The organism is Pseudoalteromonas sp. GB43, assembly GCF_054923805.1.
Map to the genome: position 1 here is coordinate 951127 of NZ_JBPCHJ010000001.1, position 13977 is coordinate 965103.

A 13977-nucleotide genomic window follows, 5' to 3' on the forward strand; every position below is an offset into this window, starting at 1 on the left:
GTCGCTGATTAAACGTTGCCCGGATTTGGGTTAGATTTCTCTGCTTGAATTCGCATGTAGATTTCTTCACGATGTACTGATACATCTTTCGGTGCGTTTACACCAATGCGAACTTGATTTCCTTTAACACCAAGAACAGTAACTGTTACTTCGTCACCGATCATTAGGGTTTCACCTACTCTACGAGTTAGTATTAGCATTCTCTTGCTCCCATGTTCCAAAAAATTAAAAGATTCCGCGTCAAGAACATTCTAATGAAATCTAGACTTAAAAGTAAGTAAAAACTCTAGATCTTATTCATTTTCGGTTAAAAAAACTTTGTGTAGCGCACGTACAGCCAGTTCTAAATACTTTTCGTCAATTAAAACTGATATCTTTATTTCTGATGTCGATACAAGCATCACTTTGATGTTTTCATCGGCAAGGGCATTAAAAAATAAACTTGCCACACCAGAGTGAGATTTCATCCCTACACCTACTGCAGACACCTTGGCAACATTGCTGATCCCTTTAATAGATTCTGCGCTGATACCATCTTGGTTACTGGTCAAAATTTCAAGGGCTTGCTCAAAATCATTCGTGTGCACAGTAAAAGCATAGTCTATTTTTTCAAAGTTATGATTAACTTGATTAATCATATCTATTTCGACGCCAAATTCTGCAAAAAGTTTCAAAATTTTTGCAAGGTTTTCCGTTCCTTGGTGTACGCCATTGACGTAAATCAAGCTTTCGTCACGATTAAAGGCGATACCCGACACAATGTTTGCTTGCACATCCGGCTCCTCAAAACTGATCAAGGTCCCTTGATCCGGGTTAAAACTCGATAACACTCTGAGCGGTATATTATATTTTCCTGCCGCTTCGACACTACGAATATGCAGTACCTTAGCCCCAAGACTGGCCATTTCGAGCATTTCTTCGAAGGTGACATGGCTCATACGTCGCGCATTAGGCTCAATACGTGGGTCGGTGGTGTATACCCCATCAACATCGGTGTAAATTTGACATTCATCGGCATTAATAGCGCCTGCAATCTCAACCGCAGAGGTATCAGTACCACCGCGACCAAGCGTGGTGATATTGCCTTCAATATCGCGGCCCTGAAAGCCCGCTATTATAGCAATCCGGTTATGTTCAAGTTCATGCTTTAGACGAGTCGCCGCAATCTCTTCAATCCGCGCTTTACCAAACATGTTATCGGTGCGAATGTTGACCTGATCAGCAAGTAAGCTTACCGCTGAGTGACCACGTTTAATAATAGCCATAGCGAGTAAAGAGACCGACACTTGCTCACCGGTGGTTAGCAATACATCAAGCTCACGAGCACTGGGTCTAGAATCGATTTGTTTAGCGAGTTCAATCAGACGGTTAGTTTCTCCCGACATCGCCGAGAGCACCACCACAACTTGATGGCCTTGTTGCTTGGTTTTTACAACAAGGTCGGCGACGGCCTCAATTCGCTCTATTGAGCCAACTGAGGTGCCACCGAATTTTTGGACGATAAGTGCCACTAGTGATTAAGAACGCTCAGTTAACCAAGCAGTTACACTTTCTAAGGCTGCAGCAAGGTTCTCTGGCTGAGTACCACCTGCTTGCGCCATATCAGGACGACCACCGCCCTTACCGCCTACTTGTGCAGCCATGTGATTTACAAGTTCACCGGCTTTCACTTTACCTGTTAAGTCTTTAGTTACACCAGCAATTAGGCTTACTTTGTCGCCATTAGCAACACCAAGGGCAATAACACCTGAGCCAATCTTCGTTTTCAGGTCATCAACCATGCCACGTAGTGCTTTAGACTCAGTACCTGCAACATCTGCAACCAGTAGTTTAATACCGTTCACTTCAACAACAGAGTCAAGTAACGATGCACCTGCCGCACTTGCTAGCTTGTCGTTAAGCTGTGCAATTTGCTTCTCAAGGCCTTTTGATTTCTCTAGTAACGCAGTTACTTTTTCAAGTACTGTGCTGCTATCACCTTTTACTAGTGCTGCAACATCGTTTAACTGTTGTTCTTGCTCACTTACATAAGCAACCGCTTCAGCACCCGTTACCGCTTCAATACGGCGGATACCGGCAGCGATACCGCTTTCTGATACGATTTTAAATAAACCGATATCACCTGCGCGCTTAACGTGAGTACCACCACATAGCTCGATTGAGTAATCACCAATGGTTACTACGCGCACTTCGTCATCGTATTTTTCACCGAATAATGCCATCGCACCTTTTGATTTAGCATCTTCGATAGCCATTAGCTCAGTTTCAAGCGCAAAGTTACGACGGATTTCATCGTTTACTGCGCGCTCGATTTGACGTAATTCGTCTTTTGTTACCGCTTCAAAGTGAGAGAAGTCAAAACGTAAACGTTCAGGGTCAACTAGTGAGCCTTTTTGACTTACGTGCTCACCTAAAATTTGGCGTAATGTTTCATGCAAGATATGCGTTGCAGTGTGGTTTTTCTTGATGCTATCGCGACGTGCTGCATCAATGGTTGCCTCTGCTTTATCGTTTGTACCAATACGACCTTGTACACGACCATGGTGTGCAAATGCATTACCAAGTTTCGTGGTGTTAGTCACTACAAACTCACCACCAGCTACTTTTAACACACCCGTGTCACCAACCTGACCACCTGATTCAGCGTAGAACGGTGTACGGTCTAAGATTGCGATACCTTCTTGACCATCTTCAAGTACAGAAACCGATTGACCTTCAGAGAAAAGTTCAACCACAGTACCTGTGTAATGTTCTGCATCGTAACCTTTAAAGTCTGTGTGTTTTTCAGACTTAAGTTGTTGGTTGTAATCAGCACCAAACTTACCCGCTTGCTGTGCTTGCTTACGCTGAACAGCCATACACTCTTGGAAGCCGTGCTCATCAATCGTCATGAAACGCTCACGCGCCACGTCTGCCGTTAAGTCAGCTGGGAAACCGTAAGTATCGTAAAGTTTGAATACTAAGTCACCTGGGATCACATCGCCTTCGATATCAGTTAGGCTTTCTTCTAAAATAGCCAGACCACGCTCAAGTGTTTTACCAAACTGCTCTTCTTCAATACGCAGTACTTTTTCAATAATTTCTTGTTGCTTTGCAAGCTCTGGGTACGCTTGACCCATTTGCTCAATTAGCGCAGCAACTAGCTTGTAGAAGAATGCACCTTTCGCACCTAGCTTGTTACCGTGACGAACAGCACGACGAATGATACGACGTAATACATAACCACGGCCTTCGTTTGATGGCATAACGCCGTCAGACACTAAAAACGCACACGAACGAATGTGGTCAGCCACAACGCGTAACGATTTATCATCTAAATCTTGCGCGTTTGTTACTTTAGCCGCAGCTGCAATAAGCGCTTGGAATAAATCGATTTCGTAGTTTGAGTGCACACCTTGTAAAATTGCAGAGATACGCTCAAGACCCATACCTGTATCAACAGACTGCTTAGGAAGCGGCTCCATTGTACCGTCGGCATGGCGGTTATACTGCATAAATACTAGGTTCCAGATCTCGATGAAACGGTCACCGTCTTCTTCAGGTGAACCTGGAGGACCACCCCAAATTTCTTCACCGTGATCGTAAAAGATTTCAGAACATGGACCACAAGGACCTGTATCACCCATTGACCAGAAGTTATCGCTAGTTGCAATGCGAATAATACGATCTTCACTTAGACCCACTTCTTTATGCCAAATGTTGAAGGCTTCTTCATCATCATGATAAATAGTAACAAGGAGCTTTTCTTGCGGTAGTTTTACAACATCAGTTAAAAACTCCCACGCAAACTTGATTGCGTCTTGCTTGAAGTAATCGCCAAAGCTGAAGTTACCTAGCATTTCAAAGAATGTATGGTGACGTGCAGTGTAGCCTACGTTTTCAAGGTCGTTATGTTTACCACCTGCGCGTACACAACGTTGAGAGCTGGTTGCACGTGAATAAGGGCGGCTTTCCGCACCTAAAAATACATCTTTAAATTGCACCATACCGGCGTTATTGAATAATAACGTGGCATCGTTACCCGGGATCAGCGAGCTTGAAGGAACAATTTGGTGTTGTTTAGAGGCAAAAAAGTCTAAGAACTGTTGCCTGATCTGTGCGGTAGTCATATGCTGCATGTGAAAATCTCACCCGTTTATTGCTGTGCTTGCATTGCAAAATCAATTTGTTCGTAATTAAAGCCTCGATACATCAAGTAGCGTACACGTTTCGCTCTTTCTTTCTGGTCGAGTTCTTTACCTGAATTTGAAAACTTCTTTAAATATGCGTCCTTTGCGAGTTCGAACCAATCGACTTCGAACTCCTCGAGCGTCTTATCTAATAGTGCTCGGTCTATCCCTTTTGCCATTGCTTCGCTCTGAATGCGTTTTACACCATGATACTTAGCTAAATGGCGGCGTACAAACCCTTCGCAATAGCGCTGTTCGTTAATAAAGTTGTGTGCTTCACACCAATCTAACAAGCGCTCTGTAAACTCAGGTGTCGCCTCTTTTTGCTGTAACTTTCGCGTTAAATCCCGACGCGAATAATCTTGTCGGGACAATAACCAAAGTACGTAATTCTTTAACTTTTGTTCTTTATCATCCATTACGCGTCAAAGCGTCCTGATTGTGACTGTGCTTCAGGTGCTTTTGTTTGGTCATCACCTCTTGGCACAACTGGCATAAAAATGGCCTGAAAAGACACGAAGAAGCTAATGTAACAAATTGGCATTAAAACCAATAGTGGAATAAACGATAAAGGAATACAGATCACCATTAAAACAGCGCAAATTAGGCCATAAACACCAAGTGGCGCCATATTATGGTAAAACACCATGAATGAGGTTTTTAAAACCTGAAACATATTGCTTTGCTTTTGAAAATAAACCAAAGGCACTGCATAGGCAAAAGCAGTTAAATATACACAGATCGCCAATAGAAATACCGCAACTTGCCCCATTGAAATGGTTGCTAATAAATCGGCAATATGTGTTTGGTTTTGTGGGTCGAAAGTTTGACTCGAAATAACTGCGTAGGCATCTGCAAAAATGAAATTAGACAGTAAGGCTAATAAAATACCTGCCGCCATCTGATACACAGCCACACGCACTAAACCTATACGGTTTCCTTTATTACTAAATGGCTTAAAAATATCAGCTTGGCTGATAGTCCCGCCTTGCTGCTTTGTTAGCACAGCTTGATAAAAACCTGCCATCAAAAATGGCGTCACAAATGCACCAACAACTTGCAGTAAAGGTAGCAGCAATGCCAAAAAGCTAATTATCACGATTAGCAGATGCATTAAAATAAAAGTCAAAGGTTGCAGCTTAAAGATTTCCCACCCAGCTTTAAACCATTTAACGCCCGCATCAGCTTTAAAAATACGTACTTCGATCGACATAGTTTCTCATTCAATAACGACAAAACGCACCGAGTATAACTGGGTGCGCCGCTTGTTTATAGTCACCTGTTGTGAAATTTACTCAGGCTTTTTAATTTTTTTAATATCAAGCATGTGCGAGCCATGTTTGATTTTCGTTTCAAGGTAAGCTCGGTTACCTACCACACCCGCTTTAATGTGCGCATGAGTGCCAACCACTGAATCAACTTCAATACCCGCATCACGCAGTGCTTTGAGCTTATTTGGGTTGTTAGTCATTAACTTAACATGCTTTTGATTCAATGCTTCGAGCATTAATACCGCGTCTGAAAAATCACGTAAATCATCAGCAAAACCCAAATGGTTATTTGCTTCGTACGTATTCATACCTTGCGACTGTAATACGTAAGCATCAATCTTATTGTATAAGCCAATACCACGGCCTTCTTGGCGTAAATACAGTAAAATACCACCTTGCTGGTGCATCATCTCGATACACTCATTTAATTGCTCACCACAATCACAACGTGAAGAGTGAAATACATCGCCCGTTAAACACTCTGAATGCATTCGAATTAAAGGAACATCTTGCTCTGTGTCGGCTTGATTAAACACTAAAGCGACATGTTCTTGGCCATCATTTAAGCCACTAAAAGATACGATTTCTGCAGGGATATCACTGTTTTTGCCAACATTCAGCTGGACTCTTGCTCTTACTTGCGCCACGACAAATCCAAATTAAAAAATAAATGCGATACTGCAAATGTGATTACAACAGCTTGAGGTTGTAAGGATGCAACATACGACGAGTGATAACTAATATTGAGGCAGTTACCAGCAATTCAAGTATTATACACTCAAACCACCCCAAGATACGAGCTTTGCGCCTCGCTTTAGTGGCGCTCATCAAACACTTGAAAACTCGCCGCCATACAGCTACCTAATTGAATTGTAATGCGTTTTAAAAAATCACATTCAAAATATTCGAAAAAATAGATTAGTTTAATCTCGATAAACAGTCAGACCTTGTTCAAATTGTTAATAAAAACATACTATGTATCTTAATATTCAACAGTGACACAGCGAGTGTAACTTGCTACCTTGCACCTAATGATGATAATGATTATCATCAACTAGTATTAATTCCCTTCTCTATCTCAGGGCAAAATAATAAGGAATATTATGAAAAAGAGCTCGCTTGCCTTATGCATGGCACTTTTATTTAGCCAGCAAAGCATGGCTAATGAAATGACCACACAAGAGTTTAACGACACCTACCGCGCTTACGTCGCCGCTGTAAAAAATCAGCAAGACAGTAGTGAGCTTGCAAAAAAAGCGTTTGAACTAGGCAAAAAAGTTTATGGCGAAAGCGCCGACAACACTGCGAACCTTGCTATTAACTATGCAAACAGCCTAGATAAAAGCGAGCAAGAGCAACGCTTTGAGTTATATCGTACAGCCTACGAAATACTAGAACAAAATCACGGTAAACTCAGTGCACAAGTGTATGACTCATTAATCGGCATGGCAGAATCAACACCTTCAGCTAAGCGTGCAGATACGTATTTAGATGATGTCATTGCCATTACTGAAAAACAAAACTCCGCCAAGCTTGTTGCAGATGCAAAAATGACCGCCGCTCGTATCCTTGCATATAAAGGCACTGGTGAGCGCTATTACACTGCAAAGAAATATCTTGAAGAAGCCGATGATTACTATCAAGAGAATTTACCCAATAACGCTGTCGATCGTATTAGCGCTGACTTTTTAGTTGCCGCATTTGCAGAAAATCAACGTAAATACAGCACCGCCATTGAGCGTTTAAATCACGTGGTAAGCGTATTTGATCAAGAGCTAGACTTTGATCATCAAACCGAATTAAACGCCCATTCAAAGCTAGTTCACCTGTACGAAAAAACAGGTAAAAGCGACGAAGCAACTAAACATTGCTTAGCGATTGCGAAAATGGTGCCGTGGAAAGAAAGCCAAGAACAAGAGCCGTTATACCGCGTACATCCTAAATATCCAAAATCAAAAGTTCAACGTATGGAAGATGGCAGTGTCGTAATGGAGTTTGAAGTAACCCCGTCAGGCTTTGTAGACAACATTACTGTGGTTGGCTCTGAGGGTGGCTCTGCATTTGAAAGAGAAGCTGTTAAAGCAGTAAAACAGTGGCGTTATGCCCCTAAGTTTGAAAATGGGCAAGCTATTGCTGCGACTTCTCGGGTGCAATTAGATTTTAAAATCAACAACTAAATAACAGGGTCGCAGTGCGACCCTATCATATCTTGTTAAGTAGTTTATCTGCTGCGTTCTCAATTAAATCGAGTACTTTTTCGAAGCCTTGATCGCCACCATAGTAGGGATCAGGGATCTCGCTTTCCCCTGCGTCACCATGACTTAAAAATAGCGACAGCTTATATTGTAAGTGCTCTGGACACTGGGCTTTTAAATCAGCAAGATTTTGCTTGTCGGCTGCGAGGATTAAATCAAACTCATAAAAATCAGCTTGAGTCACAGGTCGCGAATAAATTCCTTTAAAACTATAGCCGCGCTTTTCGGCTGCTGCTTTTGAGCGAGGATCTGGTGGATTACCTTGGTGATAACCAATGGTGCCAGCAGAATCAACTTTGACATTAATACCTAATGACTTTGCTCGACTACGAAGCACCGCTTCAGCTGTGGGTGAGCGGCAAATATTGCCTAAGCAAACAATCAAAATCTTCTTCATTAAATGAACCACCTTTATTATTTGCTTCAAAAAATTGCTTAAAACTCATAACTCAAGTTGATACCACCATCAACACGTTTATTATCATCGCTTGAGGCTTCACCGTACCCTAATTCAAACCTCAATCGCCAACCGTCTTGGTTTAAGCCACTGAAATTATAGCTGTAACTAAGCCCAATACCATTAGTGGTTTCTTCATCAAACGCTTCAGCGAGAGCACAACCAATTGCGTTGGCAAATGCTGCTGTAAGTTCATCGCTATTTTGAGATTCATCGCACTGAGTATCTACTTCTCTGTTTCCTAATGCGCCAACCAGCAAGCCGATTGCATGTTTATTATTATCACTTATAGCTTGCTCAAAACCCACAGCAAATCCATCATCAAGGCCTATCTTATAATTGCCATACCAACGCTGGCTTAAGTCAGCACTAGCAACAGATACTTCAGGTATTACAAAGTACGGATAGCCACCACCAATCGAAAAACTAATATCATTAGCGCTAGCAAAAGTGGGGCCTAGTAGCAGCAACGAGACAACTGTATGTGTTATTTTTTTCATTGTTCACAATCTTTAAAATTTTGACGCAACAAAAAATAAAGCAAAATAGGTACAAAGACAACTTTTTAGTATTGATTTAGTATCTTTTCGTCATACTTATCAACATCTAAAGTTAAATTGTACCGCTGCGCAACACTATCAAGCTCAGCCTGTTTAATTGCCAACTCATCCATGGTAATAGTGTTGTCATCAAGCTGCCATAACAAACGTGACCCCGCATAACTGTATTGAATTGCTAATAAAGCATCGGCATTGCCCTCACGCCCTGCTGCTTTTAACTTTGGCATTTTACGGGTGATTTTATTCAGCGCTTTTTTAAGCTCCCACACATAGACAATTTCAGTCATGTAATCATGATTGCGGTACTTATTAAGCACAAAGCCCACCAGCAAACTACACACAACAACACCTAATAGGTTCCAATGAAAATGGCTACCGCTTGGATCAGGAAATAACGCAATTAATGTTTGTGAAATGGCTAAACTGCCAACGGCTAAAGCAATTACACAAGCAATAATTACTTGGTTTAAATGTTTACGGTAACGGGCTTTATCTATTTGAATAAGTTTCATAACAACCTAAAAAACTTGTGAAAAATAAAAAGTGAAAAAATTTCACCCCTTTTTTATTTGCCAGCCATTTTAGCTATGAAAGCAATTATCCAAAGAGGAACGGCTATGCATACTTTACCACTAAACTCAGCAAGCTTGAATAACAGCAATGCTGCTTTAAAGACAACCGCAGCAATTATTGGTGGTGGTGTCATGACCTTTGCAGCATTTGCATTTATGCAGTACTTAATTTCTGCTGAGCAAAGAGCCGATGTAAAAACAGGCCCAGACATCACGGTTGAAATTTATGAAGTACCGGAAGACTCAAAAGTGCAAGTAAAGCAAACACTGCCGCCACCGCCAGTTGCTAAAATGCCACCAAAAGTGCCACCGCGGCCAACCATTGATACGACCGAAACAGTTGTGGTAGCTGATTTAACACCAACAATGACATTCGATAACATTGGCGACACACTGAGCAAAACTATTAATCAACCAACAGGAGATGCAACGCCAATTGTGCGTATTAACCCTAAGTACCCTCCGGTAGCAGCTCGCGACGGCATTGAAGGTTGGGTGCAAATTAGCTTTAGTATTTCACCGACTGGTGAAGTGATTGATCCTGTTATTATTGATGCTGAGCCAAAACGGGTATTTGACCGTGAAGCAATTCGCGCCATTAAACGTTGGAAATATCGCCCTAAAGTTGTTGAAGGTGTGGCACAATTGCAAACAAACCAAAGCGTTCAACTTGATTTTAAAATAGATGGATAACTGCCTATGCTAATGAGCATCAAGACATGGTTATTTGACAAGCCAAACACAGATTGTTTGGCGCAGTATGCCAAAACGGGCGACAACCGTTACCTTAACCAACTCGTTGCTCAATACGGGAACGATCTTTATCACTATCTAGTTACACAAAGTGATAAAGATCTTGCCCTTGATATATGCCAGCAAACCTGGTTAAAAGTTATTGATAAACGCGACTTTTACAATGATCAGAACAACCCAAAAGCGTGGCTTTTTCGCTTAGCTCGTAATTTATTAATTGATGAATTTCGTAAGCAGCAAAAGTTCGTTGAATTAGAAGATAACCAACTATTTTCTGAATCTCAGGATGCAAGTTATCACTACGACTATGAAGCCTTTGATAAAGCACTTATGGCGCTTAGCTTTGTACAACGTGAAGCGCTGACCTTACAGCAAGAAGGCTTTAGTCTCGATGATATTGTAGCTATCACACAAAGTAACCCAGAGACCATTAAAACTCGGCTGCGATATGCCCGTCAAAACCTGAAACAACAACTAGGAGGCCTCCATGAAGCGTAACGACGAGCAACTCGATACTGATTTAAAAGCACATTTTCAAAAACGTAAGGCAGAGCACAGCTTAAGCAGCGACGAGCTTTCACATATGCAAAAGCCACAGTCGGCAACGCCAAGACCACAGCGCTTTTTAGGCCTGCAAATGACCGGAGTTTTTGCTGCTTTAGCGATTCTTGGCTTTGTCATGCTGCAATATAACAACCGCGAGTTAACCGATGTTTATGCAGTAGATTTATCAAACTATCAATGGCTTGAGGTACACGAGCTCGACGCCAAAGGCAGCTATGTGAGTAATCTTAAACAACAAAAACAAAACCTAGATGCGAACTACCAACAAGCATTAGCCAATCACCAAGCCCGTACCAGCTTCACCGACCGTCTCGTCAGTGCTGATAACGACTGGTATATCGCCGACTGCGAGCAAAATGTCATAGTACAAATTAAACAATCACTCCTAGAAGAGCTACAAAAACACGGCACCCTAGATACTCATATTCACCAAGGTGACCTACTCGCCCTAGACCAAAACAAACAAGGCCAAATCATCGCACTCAAACAGCTAACTCACGAGGCGAAAAAGTGTACGAGTTAGCGAGCTCGTAGGTTGGGTAGAGCGTAGCGAAACCCAACACACTCAGAGCAGTCAGATTTAAAAAAGTTAGCGAGCTACAAGGGGAAAGAGTAAAGGAGTACCGTAGGCGTGAAATTTATTTCGCGCGGTGGCCGCAATCCATACTCTTGTAGGTCGGGCTTTAGCCCGTTAATGAAAAGATAATTTGTCGCCATAAATGACGACCTACGTGACGTTGGTTAGAACGGAGTGAAAACCAACACACTCAGAGCTTTCAGCTATCAGATTTAAAACAACCTAGCGAGTTACAAGAGTAAAGTCGCAAGTTTTTAGGTAGCAGCTGGTTTACCCCGCGTAGTTAGTCTTCAGATGTCAGATCATTCTTCTGACATCTGATCCCTAATATCAATCTCACTCCCCTACCTTCGGCAACATGCTTTTACTAATCACTTCAAATGTATCTAAGTCTACCAGCATAGAGTAAACTTCATCGTTGTTGGTAAATACAACGAATAAATTGCCCTCAGCGTTGAGGTTAGACTCTACAATGCGGTTGTAACCTGAAATAACTTCGCTGTAGTTTGAGCCATCAATCTTGCTTAGCGCGAAGGTGCGCTTATCTTTGCCATCGAGCAGTTTGTCGTTGTTGGTATCGTTTTTGATAACTTCGTAAGAAACGGCCTTAGGAGCATTGGCTTTTTGCTCATTGTAGACTCGAGTATCAAACTCTTCGTAATGGCTTAAAGCACCAAACTCTATGATCAACTGATCCGTTGTTTTAAATAGCCACTTGGCGTGATTGGTTTTGTCATTAAGAAACAAAATGTTCTTTGAGCGCGTAGGTCTGTATTTATAACCACCGCTAAAATTATTGTAAACTGTTACATCAGCTTTCACCTCGATATCCAGTTTTTCTGATTCCAACGGGATAAAGTAAAAATCACTCCCCTCGACCTTACGGGGGTAACCCAGTTTCCACTTTTCTTGCTGCTTTTCATCTTCAGCTAAGTTTAGTGCTTGTTGCTGAACATGGTTATCGGACTTTAGTAAGTAAGCAACAAAGTTATACCCTATTGCTGCTCCAATGATTAAGCCCATAAGTAAAATTAGGCCGTTAACATTCCACACCCATTTAAAAAACTTTTCTGACTTCATACGACTGGTTAAATCCTTTTAAGAATAAGAACTTGCTAAGCTAGCAGATTTAAAACAAGTTAGCGAGCTACAAGGGGAAAGAGTAAAGGAGTACCGTAGGCGTGAAATTTATTTCGCGCGGTGGTTCAACGAGCCATCAGCTTTCAAACTGACGGCTGACGGCTAATACTCCACTCTTTACCTCGCTTTTCCTACCAATAATCGCACATTGCTCTAATGTTAATAACAATTTAATGCTGAACCAGCTAGGCTAGTAACATCGTGTTTAAATATTATGGAGTTACCATGAAAAGGTCTTTGTTTAACAGTTTAATCATTACCTCAATTAGCTTGTCGAGCTTGCAAGCGTGCGCTCAGCCGGAGCAAAAGATCCCTCTGGATGCTAGCGCTAATGACTACAAACTAGAATTAGTAAGTGAAGGAATTCAAATTCCGTGGGGTATGGCTTGGCTTAACGAGCGTGACTTACTCGTTACCGACAGACGTGGCGAGCTTAGATTAATTCGTGATGGCAAACTCGTTGAGCAAATAGTTAAAGGCACACCTAAAGTACATGATGAAGGTCAAGGGGGCTTATTAGACATAGAGCTTGATCCGAACTTTGCCGACAATGGCTGGATTTACTTTTCGTACTCGGGCTATGAAGGCGATGGTGAGGGTTATAACACCTCGATTATGCGCGCCCGCTTTAAAGATATGGCTCTTATCGATCAGCAATTATTGTTTGATGGCGAGCCTAATATTGAAACAACAAAACACTATGGTTCGCGTATTGAGTTCGACAAACAAGGTTACTTGTACTTCTCTATTGGCGACCGTGGCAAAAGAGACGTTCACCCACAAAGCCTTGACTATGATGCTGGCAAAATTCACCGTATCAATAGCGATGGCTCTATCCCTAAATCAAACCCGTTTTATAACCATAAAACAACTCACAAAAGTATTTATTCATATGGACACCGTAACCCTCAAGGTATGGCGATGCACCCAGAAACGGGAGTTATTTGGAGCCATGAACATGGCCCGCGGGGCGGCGATGAAATCAACATAGTTAAAGCAGGTGCTAACTATGGTTGGCCTGAGATCACTTATGGGATCAACTACATTGGTACAAAAATTACTGACGAAACCAGTCGCGAGGGAATGGAACAACCTGATTGGTATTGGGTGCCTTCCATTGCCCCTTCTGGAATGGAATTTATCACCAGCAAATACCCGCAGTGGCAAGGTCAAATTGCCGTAGGTTCGATGAAGTTTGGTCACCTTGTTTTGGTGAAACTTGATGGTGACAAAGTAACAGGCCACAGCAAGGTATTTGAAGGTGTAGGTCGCGTGCGCAGCCTAGCCACCCACCCTAATGGTGATTTATATCTTGGTGTTGATGGTGTCGGTGTTTATAAGGTTGTACCTAAATCGTAGGGTTGGATAGAGCGAAGCGAAACCCAACACCTCAGAGCTATCAGCTTTCAGCCGTCAGCTATCAGATTTAAAACGAGTTAGCGAGTTACAAGGGGAAAGAGTAAAGGAATACCGTAGGCGTGAATTTTATTTCGCGCGATGGTTCAACGAGCCATCAGCTTTCAAACTGACGGCTGACGGCTGACGGCTGACGGCTGACGGCTGACGGCTGACGGCTATCAAACTTGAACATACGACTTACGTTACAAGCAATAAAAAACCACAGACTCCTCTGTGGTTTTCTACTTATAACTTAAAGCT

At 42.1% G+C, this 13977-nt stretch carries 15 protein-coding genes; 5 read left to right on the forward strand and 10 right to left on the reverse strand.

Annotated features, from left to right (window positions below; translation table 11 throughout):
• Positions 1-8: 8 nt before the first annotated feature.
• The 6 genes from csrA to ACRWSG_RS04515 all read right to left on the reverse strand — a co-directional run bounded on the left by csrA (position 9) and on the right by ACRWSG_RS04515 (position 6087).
• Positions 9-200 carry a carbon storage regulator CsrA gene (csrA, locus tag ACRWSG_RS04490; RefSeq protein WP_036970495.1) on the reverse strand — a complete coding sequence of 64 codons (192 nt, stop codon included), beginning with the start codon at positions 198-200 and terminating at the stop codon, positions 9-11.
• A gap of 93 nt (positions 201-293) precedes the next feature.
• Positions 294-1511 (reverse strand): aspartate kinase, encoded by a 1218-nt coding sequence (locus ACRWSG_RS04495; RefSeq protein ID WP_462165743.1) that lies wholly within the window; start codon positions 1509-1511, stop codon positions 294-296.
• A 6-nt stretch (positions 1512-1517) separates the two neighbouring features.
• Positions 1518-4118: an alanine--tRNA ligase gene (gene alaS / locus ACRWSG_RS04500; protein ID WP_138617531.1), complete on the reverse strand. Its 2601-nt coding sequence runs from the start codon at positions 4116-4118 to the stop codon at positions 1518-1520.
• Positions 4119-4135: 17 nt separating this feature from the next.
• Positions 4136-4588, reverse strand: a complete 453-nt coding sequence (locus ACRWSG_RS04505) for a regulatory protein RecX (protein ID WP_462165744.1) — start codon at positions 4586-4588, stop codon at positions 4136-4138.
• Entirely contained in the window at positions 4588-5382 is a 795-nt protein-coding gene (locus tag ACRWSG_RS04510) for a BPSS1780 family membrane protein (RefSeq protein ID WP_462165745.1), read from the reverse strand. Before ACRWSG_RS04510 ends, ACRWSG_RS04505 begins: the two co-directional genes overlap by 1 nt.
• Positions 5383-5460: 78 nt before the next feature.
• The gene (locus ACRWSG_RS04515; RefSeq protein ID WP_054551277.1) at positions 5461-6087 is read right to left on the reverse strand and encodes a GTP cyclohydrolase II; all 627 of its coding nucleotides are present in this window, start codon (positions 6085-6087) and stop codon (positions 5461-5463) included.
• A gap of 456 nt (positions 6088-6543) precedes the next feature.
• Between ACRWSG_RS04515 and ACRWSG_RS04520 the strand changes: the two genes are divergently transcribed.
• Entirely contained in the window at positions 6544-7617 is a 1074-nt protein-coding gene (locus ACRWSG_RS04520; RefSeq protein WP_462165746.1) for an energy transducer TonB, read from the forward strand.
• 25 nt (positions 7618-7642) lie between these two features.
• On the opposite strand, the gene ACRWSG_RS04525 is transcribed toward ACRWSG_RS04520, so the two are convergent.
• The 3 genes from ACRWSG_RS04525 to ACRWSG_RS04535 form a co-directional block, all read right to left on the reverse strand.
• Positions 7643-8092, reverse strand: coding sequence for a low molecular weight protein-tyrosine-phosphatase (locus tag ACRWSG_RS04525; RefSeq protein ID WP_138601887.1), 450 nt, complete (start codon positions 8090-8092; stop codon positions 7643-7645).
• Positions 8093-8130: 38 nt separating this feature from the next.
• Positions 8131-8652: a hypothetical protein gene (locus tag ACRWSG_RS04530; RefSeq protein WP_054551274.1), complete on the reverse strand. Its 522-nt coding sequence runs from the start codon at positions 8650-8652 to the stop codon at positions 8131-8133.
• Between the two features lie 65 nt (positions 8653-8717).
• Positions 8718-9224: a DUF3087 domain-containing protein gene (locus tag ACRWSG_RS04535; protein WP_138617539.1), complete on the reverse strand. Its 507-nt coding sequence runs from the start codon at positions 9222-9224 to the stop codon at positions 8718-8720.
• 105 nt (positions 9225-9329) lie between these two features.
• Here ACRWSG_RS04535 and ACRWSG_RS04540 point away from each other — a divergent pair, with 105 nt between their 5' ends.
• The 3 genes from ACRWSG_RS04540 to ACRWSG_RS04550 are packed head-to-tail and all read left to right on the forward strand — an operon-like array spanning position 9330 to position 11124.
• Positions 9330-9977, forward strand: a complete 648-nt coding sequence (locus ACRWSG_RS04540) for an energy transducer TonB (RefSeq protein WP_054551272.1) — start codon at positions 9330-9332, stop codon at positions 9975-9977.
• A gap of 6 nt (positions 9978-9983) precedes the next feature.
• Entirely contained in the window at positions 9984-10535 is a 552-nt protein-coding gene (locus ACRWSG_RS04545; protein ID WP_138617541.1) for an RNA polymerase sigma factor, read from the forward strand.
• On the forward strand, positions 10525-11124 hold the full coding sequence (locus tag ACRWSG_RS04550) for a hypothetical protein (RefSeq protein WP_462165748.1): 600 nt from the start codon (positions 10525-10527) through the stop codon (positions 11122-11124). Before ACRWSG_RS04545 ends, ACRWSG_RS04550 begins: the two co-directional genes overlap by 11 nt.
• 390 nt (positions 11125-11514) lie before the next feature.
• Here ACRWSG_RS04550 and ACRWSG_RS04555 read toward each other — a convergent pair whose 3' ends face one another.
• Positions 11515-12258 carry a hypothetical protein gene (locus ACRWSG_RS04555; protein ID WP_462165749.1) on the reverse strand — a complete coding sequence of 248 codons (744 nt, stop codon included), beginning with the start codon at positions 12256-12258 and terminating at the stop codon, positions 11515-11517.
• 285 nt (positions 12259-12543) lie between these two features.
• Between ACRWSG_RS04555 and ACRWSG_RS04560 the strand changes: the two genes are divergently transcribed.
• Complete coding sequence (locus ACRWSG_RS04560; protein ID WP_462165750.1) at positions 12544-13677, forward strand: PQQ-dependent sugar dehydrogenase; 1134 nt, start codon at positions 12544-12546, stop codon at positions 13675-13677.
• Positions 13678-13977 lie beyond the last annotated feature (300 nt).